Source organism: Halobacterium sp. MBLA0001, assembly GCF_049705385.1.
Classification (GTDB): domain Archaea; phylum Halobacteriota; class Halobacteria; order Halobacteriales; family Halobacteriaceae; genus Halobacterium; species Halobacterium salinarum.
This window is the reverse complement of record NZ_JBNAMQ010000013.1, coordinates 1-17,245: the sequence shown is the minus strand read 5'-3', so window position 1 is coordinate 17,245 and position 17,245 is coordinate 1. Positions and strand designations below refer to the sequence as shown.

Below are 17,245 nucleotides of genomic sequence, written 5' to 3'. Positions count from 1 at the left end.
CAGCGTCGCCACTCAGTGCGGGGGCTGTCCCGGTCAGTGGTTAGCGGTGGAATCGGTCGTCAGGTGGTCGGTTCGCGGGGACGGCCCGACGCACCGCAAGGGCCGTCCACGCAGCCCGTCGAACCATATTCACGAACTCCTTGTACGGCCACCACCAGAGGCGACGCCCGCCTCGGCGCGGCGTCGCCACGTATTCGTAGTGGAGATACCGCCAAACATTCTGTAGCAGCAGACTCACTACGACGTACAGCAGTCTCACCGTCGCGTCTCGTGTCGTTGTCGTCGCTATCGCTTGCTCGGACAAGCGATAGCTCGATTCGATACCGAAGCGTTTGCTGTAGTGGTATCGCGCTTCGCGTGGCGTCTCGATGAACGGCGCGTCAGCGGCGTAGCCGTGACGCGCTACACCGTTCTCGTCATATCGTCCGTTCAGGTACGTACAGTCGATGTAGACGGGAAACTCGACGGTCCAGCTGTGACCGTCGAGTTTCCCTGTCAGGTTGTGTTGAATAATGCGACTCCATCCTTCCGAGAGTTCCTGCTGAATCGCCTCACCCCACTGAATGATTGGGACCACGTAGGCGTAGTTGTGCGCCTGAAGCAGCGTGAGACACTTGCTGTCGTAGAATCCGCGATCAAGGTAGACGGCCTTGACCTCGGTGTTAAGGCCGTCGAGTACACCAAGGAACTCAGCGAGGACGCTGCTGGCGGTGTCGCCGTCTTCGAGACGGCGCACCGCCAGCGTGTAGCGTTTGTTCTTCACACGCGCGTAGAGTGTGGCGTAGGCGTGGAATGCGGTGGTTCCACGCTTGGCTTCCGAGTGATAGAGGTTCTCCGTGTCGTCTTCATCACCGTAGTAGGGCCGCAGGTGGAGGTCTGCGCAGACCTCCACCTGCTCGGGAAGCAGTTCGACGATGTCTCGGCGAAGAAGCGTGTTAGCGACTCGTTCGAGCCGTTCGGGCTCGAACTTCGTCCGTAGATGATAGAGAACTGTGTTCGCCGATGGCGAGTCTTCACTGGAGTTGCACAGCGTCGAGATCGAGGTCCCGTCGGCGGTCGCGCCGACGAGGACCTCGTAGATGTCCTCTGCACCGATTTCAGCGTTGTTGGCGAGGTTGAGAGAAACTTCCTCGTCAAGGCAGTTGACGAGGAAGTTAAGGAGCTGGTCCTCGTGAATCTCACTGTCTGCTTGCTGGGTCGTAGACACACCTTCAGCAAGCAGACGTTCTAACTAAGCGGCTTTGTGATGTACTGATTCTCGAAGGTCTGCACATTAATGGGCGTGGAACCACTGATGTTGGTCTTAGAGACGGCAGACGCATCAAGCGTGTTTTCATAGGCAATTCCCGCATCGTCCTTCTTGATGACTTCCGTATCTGGAATTGTGAGTTCACCATCGGTCCGGTCGTCCTGGCGGGCGTTCGCTTCCTCAAACGCCCGTTCAAGCACTCCCACGACAGATACCGTCCCGGAGTATTCCTGGTCATTAAACTCGGTACCAAGAATTGGCGTAGGGCCGTCAAATTCAGCGACGCCGCTCACATTCGCAATCGAATGTCGGATTGTGAGGTCGTTTGGGTCCAACGACGAATCAATCGATTCCCCAGCGACGAACTCAGTCCGCGAGTCTTCAACCGTGCTGGGGTTATACAAGAGGACGGAGACGTTTGTTGTGGTGCCTTCGCCGGGGTCAACAGTGAATGTAGCATTATCGCCAGGGACGACTGGCTCACTCACGTCGGTAAGGGGCGCGGGTTCATCCTCAACCACCGCATTAGTCATGCCAACAATCGTCGACTCTCCGTTGACAGAGAGATTCCCACCATCCTCTGGTGCGCTAAATGAATCTCCCGTTGCGAGGAATAATGCATACGCCCCGGATTGAGAGAAGGACACATCCGTTTGAACACTCCCGCCATCAATCTGTTCGGTGCTATTTTCAACCCAGAAAGTGGCGTTCTGATTCGCGTTCCCGGCAGTGAAGAGTTCAGTTACATTACTTCCCGAGGATGAGACCATTCCCAGGCTAGTGGTCGCAGGTGTATCCGAGTCCAGACGCGCAATCACGACCTGCGTGTCGTTCCCATCAAAATTACTCGTGGGAACGTTCGTCTGGTTTTCAAAGACGGTCGTGACCGGCTCGCCCGTCGGGTAAACACTCACACCGGTGTCCTCAAGCGGGACTTCCCCTGGCCCCTCGGTCAGGTTAACGACCGTCGAACCACCTTGGATTGTCTTGGTAGCATCTTCCGTGGCAAGCTCGAATGAGAATGGGGAACGATCCCAGATGGTGATACTGTCTGTGACGTTGTACGTGCGGTTATCCGCCACGTTATATGTGTTGTTGGACTGGGTTGTGCTTGTAGTTACAGCGCCTACGGCCATGGTCATTGGTGCGACCACCAGTACCGCAACCATTAGGAGTAGGGCTGCACGGTTGACGCGGGGATACGACATATGCAGTTAGGTCGTCAACGAGCAATCATAATTCTTGTGCTTCCAACTATTTGAGTGAAACGGCCCAGATATGCCACTAGATCAATAAGTGAAGTCAAACAAAAAGTATTTCCGCGCTACTGGGAATGCTTGCAGTTATGAAACGGATTGTCGTTGCGTTCTGTTGTGTTCTCCTAATTAGTACCGCTGGCGTTGCAATGGTCACAACAGCCCAGTCATCGTATACGACTACTGTCCCCGGGAGCATGGATATCCCGGAACGGACGGCTACTGTCGAGGGAGAATCGTACACGGTTAGTTCTATTGCCAGGGTGGATCAGGGCGAGACACTACAGGTGCAAACAGATGGCCCGGACGGAGAGAGTTACCGCGTCTACATTTACCAGAACAATAATGGCGAACGAAAGGTGTACACTGACGAATTCGTTGACAGTGATGAGAGTGGAGAGGTGTCATTTGATACGAGTGAATTTGACACCGGCAGTTACGTGATTACCATCAATCGCGATCAAGCACCGCTGCCACTCGTCATTCCAGCCTACGAAGTGACTATCTCGAGCCCGGAGACAGCACAGACAGACGATACAATCGAACTCTCCACCTCAATAACGGAGCTGGTCTCTGGAAAGTCCGTTGAAAACGTTGAAATCGCCGTATTCGACGACGACACAACAAAGCGATTAGACACAACAGAAACAGACGACTCGTACGTAAGCGAACTCGATGTGGGGGACCTTGAGACAGGCGAATACCAGGTCCAAGCTGTCGTCTACAGTGAAGAAAGCGCGCCTCAAGGTCAGAATGAAATCATCGGCATCTCAGACACAGCTACACTAACAGTCGAGGAAGCCCAGACTAATGGCGGTGGTGGCGGCGGCGGTGGTGGCGGCGGTGGTGTCAGCCAAACAACGGCGACCACGTCGGAACACACGTCCACAGCCACAACGTCATCTCCCGCCACAACGACGGAAACCGACTCTAAAACGACTACCGGAACCTCGACCGAGCTAACGACGACAGAGTCAAGCGTGATTACGCCAGCATCAAACACCACTACGGCCGCAACCTCCGAAGAGAACAGCACGGGATCATCCGTACCAGGCTTCGGAGTGAGCGCTGCACTCGTTGCGATGCTTACTGCGGCCGTATTTGCATTCCGTCATAACTAGTCACAGTCGAAGGCCCTCTCGAAGAATTCTAATCCTGTAATCGGAGTTGGGCGAGAAACAGTGAGGAGACGAGGAGGAGACTGCCGACACCCGCGAATGTGACTGCTTGAGCGTCAACTCCGACACGGAGGGGCATGACGAGGAGGACACCCCCAAGGAGTGCGCTGCCAGTACTAACGCTTGCCCAGATGATGTGACGTACGCTCCGTGGAACATGCTGCGTCATCCATTCGTTGACGGTTAAGCGTCCAACAACGCCGAGAATGCCACTACCAAGGAGCGCCATGCCAACGCCGAGATACAGCCCTTGGAAAGACCCTACCCCAGGATGAAAGACGGCGGCAAGGAGGTAACTACAACCAACGAGGACGGCGAGAACACCGGCGAGACACGTGATCGTCGAGAGTGATCGAAGTTGTTCAATCGGCCACGTCGTATCTGAAGTATTAACGGCGCGTTCGCGAGTAGTGTACGACCAGTGGTCACTGAGACTGACGGTTACCAAGAAGACGGCGAGTGCGAGCGCTCCAACGACGCGTGAATCCATGGGGTCGAGGACGTCGAGTGTTTCGTGCAGCCAGAAGACGTTCGCAAACACCGACGAATGGAGGGCTTTGAGTTCAGCTGCATAGACCGGTGTCACCCAGTGGATGTCCGGAATCATCCCCCAGCCGCCACCAAAGAGTACCAGCGTGCGTGCGTACTTCGTGGGTGGTAATAGATACAGCGCCACGACGGCTGTGAGTGTGCCGCCGACAGCGAAATGCGTCAAAGCCATCGACATAGCTACGGGAACACGGGCCGCCGGCAAAAAGACCACCGGCCACGTGGAACGCGGGAGGAGTGTGTCTCGATCGTCGCGTTAGGATTGGATGAGGAAGTGGAAGTCGAGAGAGATAGTGTCGCTTTGGATTTCGTTGCCGGCGGTTGGTTCAATCCGGTATTCGACGCGGAGGTCGGTGGTTTCGTCTGCCGAGAGTTCTGTGAGGGGGACTGATTGCTGGGAGATAGCTGTGAGATCACGGTACGTGGACGTATTCCCGAGGACGTAGGTGAGGGTGCCATCTGCGTTGACGCGTGCGATGCGGAGTTCAACGGCTTGGTGGAGTTCGCCGTTGCCACGGCCGGGGTCGCCGCCAGTTGCGTCAACGCGTGCTTCGGCTTCGTTCGCAATTCCGTTTTCGAATGACTGATAGCTAACGTTGAAATATACCGTGCCCGAGTCCGATCCGGGATTACTGAGGGTGGCTGTACTCGCGTACTGGGCGCCCGGGACAACCTGGGTTGCATTCACCAGTGGCGGCGTTCCCCCATCTGCTGGATCGCTGGTAGTCTCCGTCCCGAATTGGAGGGCAACGTTGTCCGGACTACTGTCGTCGCCGGATTGGTCGACGTTCGTCACGGAGACGGTGTAGTTCATCGTCTCCGTGAGCCGCGTTTGTTCTTCGGCGTTCGTGAACAACACCGTGGTAACTGCAATCGCGCCCTGCCGTGTTTTGGTGGTGCCATCAGTCGGGTTCTCGAATGCCCCGGTTCGTGAGTGATTCGCGTACACAACTGGCGGTTTGAGGACGTCCGCAAGAACGACTGGAGCCGTCTGGTTTGTGTGCATACGGTGGGTTTGTGTCCAGCCGTCACCAGGCACCCACGATTGAACCACGATTGTCGCGGCATCTACTGTCTGGGCGTCCCACGTGAGTGTCCCATTCAAATCACCGCGGAGTGCCTCTACGTCTCCGGTTGGGGAGTGAACGGTCAGGGACTGCGTGCCTGACATGGTGAGTGTTGGGTCTACGGCTGGTTGTGTCGTTGTTTGTGGTGGCTGTGTCGTGGTTGGTGTTTGGGTTCCGTTGGGTGGGGTAGCTGTGACTGGTGGGGGTTCTGCCGGCGGCGGCGCTGGTTGGGGGCCAGACGTTGCCGGGGAGGTGAGCAGACCAGGGGTGAAAAAGGCGGCAGTAAAGCAGAGGGCGAATACCGCGATTGCGAGGAGGAGTTTCCACGGCGGTCCGTGGGGGAGTCGACTACTAGGTGTGGACATGGTGGCTATCCGGCCTCATCTTGGGGTTGGGTGGTTGCATCCTGGTAGACGCTGTAGAGTTCCGTGACAACTAGTAGAATGCCGGGGAGGACGACGAAAGTGAGGATGCCGGCTGTGGTGCCGATGAATCGGATGAGGTACCCGATGTAGGGGATGGTGAACCAGATGCGGCCGGTCAGATCAGATTCATGCACTTGGTAGGGGTCAGGGGCGTCGTTTGCGTCGCCTTTCGTCTGGTACGTGAGTTCACCGTCGGCTTCGTGGACGTCGATGACGCGGTGTGACACTCGGTTCGGGCCGCCGTCGGCGTCCGGCGGGCGCTGGTAGGTGATAACGTCGCCGACCTCGATGGCTCCTGGGGCGACTGCTTGGACGATAACAACGTCGCCAGTTTCGAGCGCTGGCTCCATGCTATTTGAGAGGACGACGTAGCTTGCGTCAGCACCGATCACACCGGGGATGGCCACGAGCACCGTCGTGAGGAGCACGGCGACGACAGCGAGTGTCGCGGTTGTCTTCCCAGCGGTTTGCAGTGATGGACGGTTCATCTAGGGTGGTTATCCGAGGATGCCGGCGTTCGTGTCGATTCCTGTGATTTGGCTGCCGGTGCTATCGTAGACTGGCTGTGGAGTTGTTTGCTGGGTGAGGTCATCAAGGTAATGGAGCTCACCATTAGAGTTGGTGAAGACCAGTTCAGGAGTGTCGTCGTTGTCGACGTCGCTGGCGGCGAGGGCAGTTTTCCCTGCAACACCACCGGTTGCAAGTTGGGTGAAGTTCCCGTTGACATCAACGAATCCGGGGTTGCCACTCCCATCAACATATGGGATGCGTGGGCCGTTGTCGGTTTGGAACGGTGCGCCAACCCCATACTGGTTGTTCGCGTTCGTCCCCTTGATTTTCGGGTCGTCTGCTTTCGCGGGGTTGAGGTATCGAATACTCCCCGACCCACCGATATACACTAACTCATCGGTGTCATCTTCGTCGATATCGCTGACGCCGAGCACGCCTTTCGCGCCATTCAGCCCTCCCAGGTCCTTCACAACTGTTGGCTCTGAATCACTGGGTGAGATGCGGTAGATAGTGCTTGATGCCGTGTAGAAGACGTCTTCGTCGCCATTCCAGGTGCCGACTGCGGGGAAGGTTTTCTGTGTGGGCAGCGAGGTCCCGCCCGCAGCGAGTGAGTGTTGTGTCCCGTCATGCGTGACGAGTTCGAGGTTGCCCCCACTCGTGATGTATGGGATGACGTAGGTGTGGCCGAATGCGGGGCGGCCAGCGCCAAGAACCGCGGCGTCGGTCACCCCGTATGTTTCCGCCGGTTCGTGATGTCGGGCCGTGGTGAGGGTCTCACCTTGGATGAATGCAACAGCACCATTCAACCCCCACGTGCCTGCTTGCAGGGACGCGCTTTCGCTGACGTCGTCTTGGAACCGTGCTTGTGTGCCCCGCACAGCGATAGAGCTGAGACTGCCAACTGCAGCAATCTCAGCGAGTAGCTTGCGACGGGACAACTCCATGCTCATCACCCAAAGGCCGTTATTGCTGCTGAGTCAGCGTGAACTGGAAGTCAACGGTGAGATCATGACCCTGGACATCGTCGTTATCGAAACTCACGGAACTGTCACTGTCATCGACGAACTCGTACTCAACGACGAAATCAACACCACCACTAAAGTCTCGAAAGTACGACGGCTCGCCAGAATCAGGCGCGTCCCACGTTGCACTGCTGAAATTCGAGGCGAAGTCGGCGGTTCCTTTGGAGCCTACGTCGGTAAATGTTGAATCACTGTTGAGGCCGACGTCATTCGTGTCGACACTGTCGCCTCCCCCGCCACTTGCGTCGATCCAGAGTTGCAGCTCGATTTGCTCATCGAGGCTACCATCACCTGAATCACCATTACTACTCTCGATACCCGTCACTTCGATCGAGAGGTTACCGGCGACATCCCCGGATTTAGTTAGGGTGACTGATGCTGAGCCACTGTCACCGGGAACGATGTCTTCGGCGGTGTTGAACGACAGGTCGGTGTCTGAGCTGATGTCGAGGGTGCCGGCAGAGAGGTCACCCGTTGTCGACGCGGTGTCGGAGAAGGCTGCGAATGTGCCAGCGCCCGCAGCTGCACCGCCGGCGCCGATTGTGCCCAGCGCGATGAGTGCCCGCCGCCGGGTGATCGAAATGGTCTTGTCAGTCATCAATAGCAATGTGGGGCTCGCACGGAAAGGAGCTTCTGGCCGTCTTGACCCGGTATACAGCCCCTCCCGGGGTTTTCAACATTCTGGCCACCATCCAAAACATACCAGAACAATATCAGTTAGAAGAGCTACAACAGTATTGCTAGAAACCCCCCACAGTATTAGCCGGGGACGACCAGAATACAATCCACCCAACCGTAAGCAGATGCGCAGAATCTTGGTCGTGTCGCAAAGCGGTCTAGAGTTCAGTAGCAACTGGCTCCCGTGAGGAACGGGACGCCTCTGGTGTCCACCCAAGAGGTGTCCCATGCACGCCACAATCGACGTGCGGTTGACCGTTAGCATCGACGACGACAAAACGATACCGCTGGCCACGCTTGCCGAGTTCATCACTGACCAGAACGTTGAATCAGTTCTTCTCGAAGGACTCGTCGAGAGCCTCGACGCGGCTCGCGTCGAGGCGCTCTGTGGCGAGAAACACGCTCACGGCAATGGTGATCAGCGATTCCAACGCGCCGGTACCGACACCCGCACAGCCGTCACAACCGCCGGTGAACACGAATTCGACCTTCACTACGTCGAAGATACCGCCGCTGACCACGACGAATCCAGCTACTTCCGCCCCGTCGAAGATGTTCTCAGCTTCGACGGGCAAAACCGCTATCAGCAGGACATTGCGGCCAAGAGCGTCGATCTCGCCACCTCGCTCAGCTACCGTGATGCTGCTGACCACGGCGACGGCATCCTCTCGAAGATGCCGTCGCCGACCACGATTAACCGCCGCGCCAGAGAATACGGCAGCAAGCTCAAGCAGTTCCTTCCAGACTGTGTCGCTGACACAGACGCTGACGCCGTTATTCCTGACGGCACGAAGTGTCACAGCCAAGACGACGACCGCACGTACCACTCCGTCCAAGCCACGCTCGGCGAAGACACCGCTGAGGAATCACGCTCTCTACTGGATCTCTCGGTGAACGCTGACTGGGACGAAACAGCAGCCGATCTCGATGATATCGACGCAGTCACTGACGACGCGACGGTCGTCAGTGACGCTGATGACGGCATCGTTACGGCCTTTACCGACGAATACAGCGATCACCAACTCGATCTCGTCCACGTCGGCCGAACGCTGGACTACAACCTCTGGGACGACGGCGTGTTCTCCTTGGATCGACGGAACGAGATCGTCTCGGAGGTGATCGACGAGGTGTTCCATCTGAAGAATTCGGTCGCCAAGCACCGTCCAAACGAGGAGTTCGCGGCGATCCGCGAACGGATCGCGCGAACGACCGAGCGTATCGAAAAGACAGCCTGGCAGTTGGATCAGTACGGGTCAGAGAAGGCTGCGGGGTATCTTCGGCGGTGGCTGCCGTCGATCGTGACGTTTGCCGAGCAGGCTGCCGAGGGGTTCGAGGTGCCGTGGACCTCGAACCCCGTCGAACGGCTGATGGGGGAAGTCAGCAAGCGCTGTAAGAACCAGTGGATGCGCTGGACAACGGAGGGATTAGAGGCGATACTCCAGCTTCGGCTGGTGAAGTACGCCGACCCAGAGTACTACCAGTCGTTCCTCGACGAATTGCTCCAGCGATCGACCAAAACAGCAATGAGCTGTGACCTCTCAGTTGAGAGCACCAGAGGCAAACTCTAGACCGCTTTGCGACGCGACCAGAATCTTGCTGGAAGACGAGCCAACAATACGACACGACGAACAACGCGAGGTCTAGTCTCGACCCCACCGGCTGACGAATAGGAATTTTTAGGTATGCTGAGTGGTCACACACATAATGTGTCGCCGAAACGACGCCCCTGACCCCCCACCCCTTATCAGGCGGTGTTGCCTGTCACCACCGACACCCGGTTCCCCCGACCCGGGCCCCCTCGGCGACACATCCTACTAGAACCCCCGTGACATCCTCCGCGCCGTAAACGGCGAGGCTTCCCACGCATGGGGAATACCAGTTAGTCGTCGCTGGCAGAGGGTTTCGACTCTCGAAACGCCGTGAGCGTCATCTGCGCTGGAACGCTCTTCTCACGGTGAGTCGTGGCGGTGTCACAACCGCTCCCATCTCGAGGCGAGTCATCGCGTTCCGCCTTGTCAAGCGGGACGCTCTCTCCCCACGGGTCAACCCGTCGTGCGATATTCGCGGCAGCGTTGATGTCGGCCTGAAACGTCGACACGTGGCAGTCGTCGTGCGGACACCGGAACTCGGCTTGGGAGTCCCGCCGACCGATACGGTGGCACAAGTGGCACGTCTGCGAGGTGTACGCCGGATTCACGTACTCGACCGGGATACCTGCTTCCGTCGCCTTGTCCTCGATGCGCCCTTGCAGTCGGGCGAACGCCCACGAGTGAAGGCGACGGTTCATATACTTCCCGTAGTCAAGACGTTCGCGGATGTACGTCAAGTCCTCCATCACCAACACCGGGTTTTCAAACTGCTTGGCGTACTCGACGGCTTGCCGAGACGCCTTCTCCACGATGTCGGTGAGCGCGTTCTGGTAGTGGTTGAATCGTTCGTCCATCCGCCACTCGGATGCGTCACGCTCTTGGAGTCGTTTCAGGGTCGTGTGCATCTCTTTGCGGAGATGCTTCGCTCTGCTTCCGCTACACACGAACGGGTCAGTCGGAGAACCGTCCTTGAGGGCACAGCCCGTGATGAGGGCGGTTTCTCCGATGTCTAAGCCGATGTGCGTGGCGTCACCGTCCGTCGCTGGTTCTTCGACCGGGTACTCGACGGTGACGTGCAGTACCCAGTTCTGTCGGTGCTGTTGAAGCCGTATCTCTCCCGCCTTCGCGTCCTCCGATACGAGGTCGTGCCAGAGGTCTTCCTGTTCTGGGTTGATGCGGAGCGGTATCCAGAAGTTCGTCCCCCGACCGGGACGCGGAACCCACCACGTGAACTCGTAGTCACGTTCTTCGGAGTGGTCGAACTTCGCGGCTTGGTTGGTGAATCGTATCGGGTGTTCGTCGTCCAACTCCTGCGCGTTGTACGTCTTGCGGAGTTTCGGGACGTAGTTGCAGAGGGCAGCCTTCGCCTGATACGGCAGGTCGTATGGCGTCACGATGTCGCTCACCGACGACATGGTACTCGCCCCGGAGTCGAACGCCTCTTGCAGACCGTCACGGTAGGTTTCGAGCAGGTCGTTGAGTTTCGTCTGCTTGTGCGTGGTGGGTGGCGCGAACGTCGCCTGCAACGTCTTCGTGACGGTCGTGGACATCGCTACTGGTCGTTCACGTACTCCATCAGCACGTCGATGCTCACTTGGCCGGTCGTGGCGAGGAAGTATCCCGGTTGCCAGAACGCATCTTCGAGACGGTCTTTCACCTCGGGGTACTCCTGCCGAATCCGACGCGAGGTAACTCCCTTGAGCGAGTTGATGAACTTCGTGAGGTCGGTGGTGGGTTTGGTCGTGAACAGGATGTGAACGTGGTCAGTGCCGCCGTCCACGTTCTTGATGTCGGCTTCGAAGTCGTCTGCAATCTCGTGAGTGACTTCGGCGACGCGCTCCAGCCGTTCATCGGTAAGGATGTCGGCGCGGTACTTCGTGACGGTCACGAAGTGGTATTGGAGCGCGTAGACCGTGTGCGACCCGGATTGCAGATGATACTCCATTTGGCCTCACAAAATATGAGACACCCAATTCCAATAACTCTTGTGCGTTGGTATTCAGTCCGGCAGACCTGTGTGGACTGTGGCACCGGGCTTACGCGATTCACGCCCGCCGTAAACGGCGGGATTCTCTTGCTGAGTCAAGATAGGAACCTATTATTTCGAAATATCGGTGGAGAAACATCTTTAAGGGATTCTCGTATTGGTACTGGTAATGGACCGCTATCCGAGGGGGGTGCGGAGCGCACGAGTGAAATGCATCCAGTGTAACGCGCCCGCCGCCGAAACAACCGACGACACCTACGTCTGCGTAGAGTGCGGCAAACAGCTTTTCGACCCGCATACAGAGTCTCGCTCTACAGCCGGAGGCGACGACTAACAAATGGCATCAAGGGAAGTCCACAACGACGACGACCAGCAACCGACACCAGTCCAGCAAACCGACCAGGCTAACACGACCGGCCCGGACAGTATTCTCATCGGCCCCGACAGCGACATCGCACCGACAGTGAGCGTCGTGATGCCGACGATGAACGAAGAAGCAGGCATCCGAGAATGCATCGACCGCGTGAAAAACGCCGTTCGAGAATCAGGCTACCAGACAGAAGTCCTCATTAGCGACGACTCAACCGACCGCACACCCAAAATCGCGCGCGAACTCGGCGCCATCGTCGTCGAACCCGACGAAGCCGGCTACGGATACGCCTACCGCTACGCCTTCGAACGCTGCCGCGGTGACTACATCATCATCGGTGACGCCGACACCACCTACGACTTCGAGCAATTCCCCAAACTGCTCGAACCAGTCGCGCGCGGCGACGCCGACATGGTCATGGGCAGTCGTCTGAACGGTGAAATCAAAGACGGTGCAATGCCCGCCCTCCACCAGTATATTGGGAATCCGCTCCTGACGAAGTTCTTGAACGCCTTCTACGGAGCCGGCGTCAGCGACGCCCACTCCGGCTTCCGCGCCTTCCGCGCGGACATGCTCGACGACCTCGACCTCGAGACGACGGGCATGGAGTTCGCCTCCGAGATGATCATGGACGCGGGCGCCCGTGATTTGACGATTGAAGAGATCCCGATTACGTACCATGAACGGGAAGGTGAAGCCACCCTGGAGAGCTTTCGCGACGGCTGGCGCCACGTCCGCTTCATGCTCCTGAACGCCCCGGGCTATCTCTTCTCCATCCCCGGCACCGGCATGGGAATCCTTGGGGCGATGGTACTGCTGGCCGCCTTCAGTGGCATCTCCATTAACGGCGCAACATTCGGCATCCACTCCGCAATTGCAGGTTCACTCTTGGTGCTCGTCGGCTACCAGGTCGCCAGCCTCGGCGTCTTCGCGACGGTTGCCAGCGACCCGATTCAACGCCCCGACGACCCAGTCACAGACGCACTCGTCGACCGCATGAACCTCGAACAAATGGCGTCAATCGGGACCATCGTCGCTCTCAGCGGCGCCGCGTACGCCGGCTGGCTCGTCTACCAGTGGGCCAACACCGGCTTCACCCAACTCCCCATGGTCACCGGCGACGTCATCGCGTTCACCGCCATCGTCATCGGCATCCAAACCGTCTTCAACGCCTTCTTCCTCAGCGCCGTCGCCACACGCTAACAGCTCATCGACTACGAACCCACCCACCACCATTTCCGAAGCTATCGACTTGCCTCGGTGTGTTGTTCTCGACGTCTCGTGGCGAGATCCTTCCCAACGCGAACCGAATTTGTCTCGGTATCCGTCTCGTTGTGCGCGATAAGGAGGACGCCTGGTGCGGTCGTGATCCTTGGGGTGTCCCCTTCGTGGAGACCTGCATCAACAGCATTCGGAAGTTGCAGTTGATAGCCGTTCCCGGCGATTTGGACGTGTGCTGTGACCGCTCGATACGCAGTGTTGGTGTCGGCAGCAGCCGTCGCGACAAGTTCCGCTTCGTAACCATCAGGAACACGACCAACGTCAACGGCGACGAGAAGGCCGTTAAAGGCATGAATTCGTGTCCTGGCTAGTCGAGTTGCAGTATTATCGTCGTCTTCGTCAACGAGTGTTGCTGCTCGTGCTGACCGAGTGATTTGGAGAGCTAGTCCGTCGCCAGACTTCTTGATGGCGTTCGCCACACTAGTTAGTATATTATGCTAACGAAAAAAGCTCCGACCACACCACCACTTCCGAAGCTTCCGGACTCCCACACCACTGTTTCCGGAGCTATCGAGACAACCCCCGGTCCTAAATCAAAGACCCAAAACACCGGAACACCCGCCCCCATCCCGTTCTGCGGCGAACTCAACGATATCCGCAACGGCTTCGAACCGCGAACTGGAATCAAGAACGTCTACGATACTAGCCCCAACCAGCTCACTTTCGATCTAGCAAAATTGTAGTAGGGTAGGTATCGGACACCCACCACCGTTTCAGCAATTCCGAACTAAGTACGCCCTTGCGAGGAACTCCACAAGATGGGGCTGAGAACCGTACTACGGACGGATGATCTGAGAGATGGTCAGTTGAGGTACGCCTGATTCCAGCCTCGACACCGTATTTGGTGGGAGATAGAGAGGATGTCGATGTTTTCCTAATGGCCACCCACCCACCACCGTTTCAGCAATTTGGTGGCCGGAAGCAGGTAGTATTAGCGTTGTCTCGCCCCCTGAATTGTAGTATATTCTCCTAGTAATAGAATATAAAACTAATTCTGAAATGGATTAGCTTTATATTTTTGTAAGTTGGTTTCTTCGTGTGGTCTGTAGGAGCGGTCTTCTAGATGAGGATGTAGAATAGGCCGGGAGTTTGCTAGCGGTATCTTTGCTTCGTGTTTTCCTGAAACGGTGGTGGGGGTGTATTCGAGGAATTCCTGAAACGGTGGTGGGTGTCATCCCCAGATTGAGGACGTATTAGACATTCCCGAAACGGGGGTTTTATGAATCGAAAGCAGTACAACTGAGGTATGACACAATTCTCGGACTCTTCACCTATCTTCCAGCAGGAAGCCGTTCTCCGAGAGGAGCACCGCCCAGACGAACTGCCCGAACGCGAACGTGAAATCGAAGACCTCCACATGTCCCTCGCCCCCGCAGCACGCGGTGTCGGAGCAAACAACGTCTTCCTCCACGGCAAAGCCGGACAAGGAAAAACAGCAGCAGCAAAAGCAAAACTAGCTGAACTCCAGCAACACGCCGAACAAGAATCCGAACACCTCGATCTCACAACCTGCTACATCTCCTGCGAATCACACGACCTCTCAACATCCTACAAAGCAGCCGCCCGAATCTACCAAGAACTAACCGAAGACAGCCGCCCAACCGGCCACGCAACCGACGTCGTCATGGACATGATGTTCGAAGCGATGGACGACATCGGCGGGACAATCATCATCGTCCTCGACGAAATCGACACACTCAGCGATGACGACCGAATCCTCTACAGCCTCCCACGAGCACGCGCACAAGGCTACGTCGACGACCACGTCTTCCCCAGCATCATCGGCATCAGCAACGACCTGCAATGGCGCGATACACTCAGCCCGAAAGTCAAAAGCTCACTATACGACGACTCTGTACTCTTCGCCCCCTACGACGCAACCCAACTCCAACAAATCCTCTACCGCCGAGCAACCAAAGCCTTCCGCGACACTGAACTAATCCCACTCGAAGACAGCGCCACGACAGCTGATTCTGGAACCGTCGTCACCGTCGATGAATCCGGACGCAAACACCGATTCCAAAGCGATGTCCTCACCGACGACGTCATCCCACTGATCGCCGCCCTCTCCGCACAAGACACAGGCGATGCACGACAAGCAATCAAATACCTCCGGAAGGCAAGCGAACTTGCGGACAAACACAACGAAACGCAAGTCCGCGAGAAACATGCTCGCAAAGCCCAAGCCCTCGTCGAACGAGAAACCGTCGTTGAAGCGATGCGCGAGATGACGACCCAAGCCCACCTCGCACTCGCAGCACTCACCGTCCTTGATTTCGCTGGAGACACCCCCGTCAGAGCCAACCCCATCTACGGCGTCTACAAGCAAATCGCCACAAAAACGGACGCTGACAAACTCGGCCAGCGACGATTCAAAGACCACCTCCGAGAACTCGACATGCAAGGCATCGCAGATGGTGAAAAAGTAACCGCTGGCTCAATCGGCGGACCCGCATGGGAATACCAACTCCAAGTTGACACCGACATCGCCGTCGAAGTCCTCAACGACACCACACGATTCGCCGACATCGACTTCCACCAACTCAACCAACGACGATAACCAACCAACAAGGACACAACCAGACAAACACCCACCACCGTTTCAGCAATTCCCGCTAGAACAGAATAGTTTCCTGTGAGAACCACTCTGTATCGTCTCTCTAGGATACCTACAGCGAGTACAGGTCGCCGCTATTGATGCGTCCCGAAGCATCGCCACGTCGAACTCGTGATCGCGTTCCGCACAGACCACTTGACCTCCTCCCGCGCCTGAAGACGCGGGAATCCCACCATGGGATTTCAGGCCGAGCGCGGCCTTGTGGTTTCAAGACGCATCCGTTCCACGCGTCTCCTGCTGTGTGTCAGCATCGGCCTGGGTGTCTTGTGGCCCGGTCAACGAGGCCCCATCCGCAGCCGAGTCATCGCCACTCGTGTCTTTTCTTGGGTGGCTCTCTCCACTGCGGTAGCGATCTGCAATATTTATCGCTCCATTCACGTCGGCTTGGTACTCACCGATCCAACAGTCGTCGTTTGTACACTTGAACGTCGCCTGCCGGGGACGGTACCCAACTTCACTACAAGCGTGGCACTCCTTGGAGGTATTGCGGGGATTTACCACCTCGACAGGGATGCCTTTCTCGAGGGCTTTGTACTGGATTTGGGCGTGGAGTTTGGCGAACCCCCAGCCGTGAAGACGCCGATTCATGTACTCGCCGTAGTCCATGGACTCCCGAATGTACGTCAGGTCTTCTAGTACAAGCACAGGGTTCTGGATGGATTCGGCGTACTGGATGACTTCGCGGGTGACGGTGTGGAGTATATCGTCTATCTGGGCCCACAAATCGTCACCGTAGGATTCGGCGATACGCTCGCTGCCACGCGTCTGGAGGCGCCGTGTGGCGGTGAAGTAGGTTTTGCGGAGCCGACGAACGGTCTTGCCCTCGTCAGCCCATAGTTCGGGGCGGGTCGGAGACCCGGCTTCGTCGCGGTGACACACCGTGACGAGCGACGCGTCCCCGATGTCCACTCCGATCGGCGTCCGTTCCTCGGCGGACGCCTCAGATTGTTCCTCCACGTTGCGGGTTACGCTGACGTGCAAATACCACGCTCCGTCCCGCTCGACGAGCCGGCTCTCACCCATCTCGCCGTCACTAGCGTTCAACGCCTCCAGCCAGTCCCGCTGGTCGGGATTTGGCTGCGCTGGGAGCCAGAGGTGGTAGTCGTCGTGGTGGGGAATTTTGACGTACCACTCGATAGCGTTCTCGGGCTTGTGACCAAGCCGTAGCCCTTCGTTCGTGAATTTGACGGGGTGGTCGTCGTGGAGTTCTTCCGCTTCGTCGGTTGTGGTTAGCTGTGGGACGTATTTCTTGAGGGCGTTTTTCGCGTACCCTGAGAGTTCGTAGTCCACTACCACGTCGTTTGCTTCAGTCTGTGTCGTGCATCCAGCGTCGAAGGCTGCTTGGAGCGCTTGTTGGTAGGCGTCCCGTGTCTCGCGGAGCTTCCGTCGTTTGTGGGTGTTCGGATCGACGAGTTTCAGCTCCAGCGTCTTCACAAGTCATTCGTCTTTAGCTAATACTCACAGCAT

General features: G+C 57.3%; 16 protein-coding genes. 5 read left to right on the top strand and 11 right to left on the bottom strand.

Going from position 1 to position 17,245, the window contains the following annotated elements:
• Nucleotides 1-40: 40 nt before the first annotated feature.
• The gene (locus ACOZ32_RS14230; protein ID WP_424335064.1) at nt 41-1,207 is read right to left on the bottom strand and encodes an ISH3-like element ISH27-3 family transposase; all 1,167 of its coding nucleotides are present in this window, start codon (nt 1,205-1,207) and stop codon (nt 41-43) included.
• Nucleotides 1,208-1,227: 20 nt separating this feature from the next.
• Entirely contained in the window at nt 1,228-2,457 is a 1,230-nt protein-coding gene (locus ACOZ32_RS14225) for a hypothetical protein (protein ID WP_424335368.1), read from the bottom strand.
• Between the two features lie 137 nt (nt 2,458-2,594).
• On the opposite strand from ACOZ32_RS14225, the gene ACOZ32_RS14220 reads away from it, so the two are divergent.
• A complete protein-coding gene (locus ACOZ32_RS14220) occupies nt 2,595-3,626 on the top strand; it encodes a PGF-CTERM sorting domain-containing protein (RefSeq protein WP_424335367.1) in 1,032 nt (343 codons plus the stop codon).
• A gap of 28 nt (nt 3,627-3,654) precedes the next feature.
• On the opposite strand, the gene ACOZ32_RS14215 is transcribed toward ACOZ32_RS14220, so the two are convergent.
• From ACOZ32_RS14215 to ACOZ32_RS14195, 5 genes are all read right to left on the bottom strand, one after another.
• On the bottom strand, nt 3,655-4,410 hold the full coding sequence (locus tag ACOZ32_RS14215) for a hypothetical protein (protein ID WP_424335366.1): 756 nt from the start codon (nt 4,408-4,410) through the stop codon (nt 3,655-3,657).
• A 78-nt stretch (nt 4,411-4,488) separates the two neighbouring features.
• The gene (locus ACOZ32_RS14210; RefSeq protein WP_424335365.1) at nt 4,489-5,238 is read right to left on the bottom strand and encodes a hypothetical protein; all 750 of its coding nucleotides are present in this window, start codon (nt 5,236-5,238) and stop codon (nt 4,489-4,491) included.
• A gap of 431 nt (nt 5,239-5,669) precedes the next feature.
• Nucleotides 5,670-6,212 carry a signal peptidase I gene (locus ACOZ32_RS14205; RefSeq protein ID WP_424335364.1) on the bottom strand — a complete coding sequence of 181 codons (543 nt, stop codon included), beginning with the start codon at nt 6,210-6,212 and terminating at the stop codon, nt 5,670-5,672.
• Between the two features lie 9 nt (nt 6,213-6,221).
• The gene (locus ACOZ32_RS14200; RefSeq protein ID WP_424335363.1) at nt 6,222-7,184 is read right to left on the bottom strand and encodes a hypothetical protein; all 963 of its coding nucleotides are present in this window, start codon (nt 7,182-7,184) and stop codon (nt 6,222-6,224) included.
• A 13-nt stretch (nt 7,185-7,197) separates the two neighbouring features.
• Complete coding sequence (locus tag ACOZ32_RS14195; protein WP_424335362.1) at nt 7,198-7,854, bottom strand: TasA family protein; 657 nt, start codon at nt 7,852-7,854, stop codon at nt 7,198-7,200.
• 307 nt (nt 7,855-8,161) lie between these two features.
• On the opposite strand from ACOZ32_RS14195, the gene ACOZ32_RS14190 reads away from it, so the two are divergent.
• On the top strand, nt 8,162-9,502 hold the full coding sequence (locus ACOZ32_RS14190) for an ISH6 family transposase (RefSeq protein WP_010904179.1): 1,341 nt from the start codon (nt 8,162-8,164) through the stop codon (nt 9,500-9,502).
• Nucleotides 9,503-9,813: 311 nt separating this feature from the next.
• On the opposite strand, the gene ACOZ32_RS14185 is transcribed toward ACOZ32_RS14190, so the two are convergent.
• A complete protein-coding gene (locus ACOZ32_RS14185) occupies nt 9,814-11,073 on the bottom strand; it encodes an RNA-guided endonuclease TnpB family protein (protein WP_424335361.1) in 1,260 nt (419 codons plus the stop codon).
• 2 nt (nt 11,074-11,075) lie between these two features.
• A complete protein-coding gene (tnpA, locus tag ACOZ32_RS14180) occupies nt 11,076-11,468 on the bottom strand; it encodes an IS200/IS605 family transposase (RefSeq protein ID WP_424335360.1) in 393 nt (130 codons plus the stop codon).
• Between the two features lie 211 nt (nt 11,469-11,679).
• Between tnpA and ACOZ32_RS14175 the strand changes: the two genes are divergently transcribed.
• Together ACOZ32_RS14175 and ACOZ32_RS14170 are read left to right on the top strand one after the other, a co-directional pair.
• Nucleotides 11,680-11,844, top strand: coding sequence for a hypothetical protein (locus ACOZ32_RS14175; protein WP_424335359.1), 165 nt, complete (start codon nt 11,680-11,682; stop codon nt 11,842-11,844).
• Nucleotides 11,845-11,847: 3 nt separating this feature from the next.
• On the top strand, nt 11,848-13,083 hold the full coding sequence (locus tag ACOZ32_RS14170) for a glycosyltransferase family 2 protein (RefSeq protein ID WP_424335358.1): 1,236 nt from the start codon (nt 11,848-11,850) through the stop codon (nt 13,081-13,083).
• Nucleotides 13,084-13,124: 41 nt separating this feature from the next.
• On the opposite strand, the gene ACOZ32_RS14165 is transcribed toward ACOZ32_RS14170, so the two are convergent.
• The gene (locus ACOZ32_RS14165) at nt 13,125-13,580 is read right to left on the bottom strand and encodes a hypothetical protein (RefSeq protein WP_424335357.1); all 456 of its coding nucleotides are present in this window, start codon (nt 13,578-13,580) and stop codon (nt 13,125-13,127) included.
• 827 nt (nt 13,581-14,407) lie between these two features.
• Here ACOZ32_RS14165 and ACOZ32_RS14160 point away from each other — a divergent pair.
• Nucleotides 14,408-15,721, top strand: coding sequence for a Cdc6/Cdc18 family protein (locus ACOZ32_RS14160; RefSeq protein WP_424335356.1), 1,314 nt, complete (start codon nt 14,408-14,410; stop codon nt 15,719-15,721).
• A 264-nt stretch (nt 15,722-15,985) separates the two neighbouring features.
• Here the strand turns inward: ACOZ32_RS14160 and ACOZ32_RS14155 are convergent, their stop codons facing one another.
• Complete coding sequence (locus ACOZ32_RS14155) at nt 15,986-17,212, bottom strand: RNA-guided endonuclease TnpB family protein (protein ID WP_424335355.1); 1,227 nt, start codon at nt 17,210-17,212, stop codon at nt 15,986-15,988.
• Between the last annotated feature and the right edge of the window lie 33 nt (nt 17,213-17,245).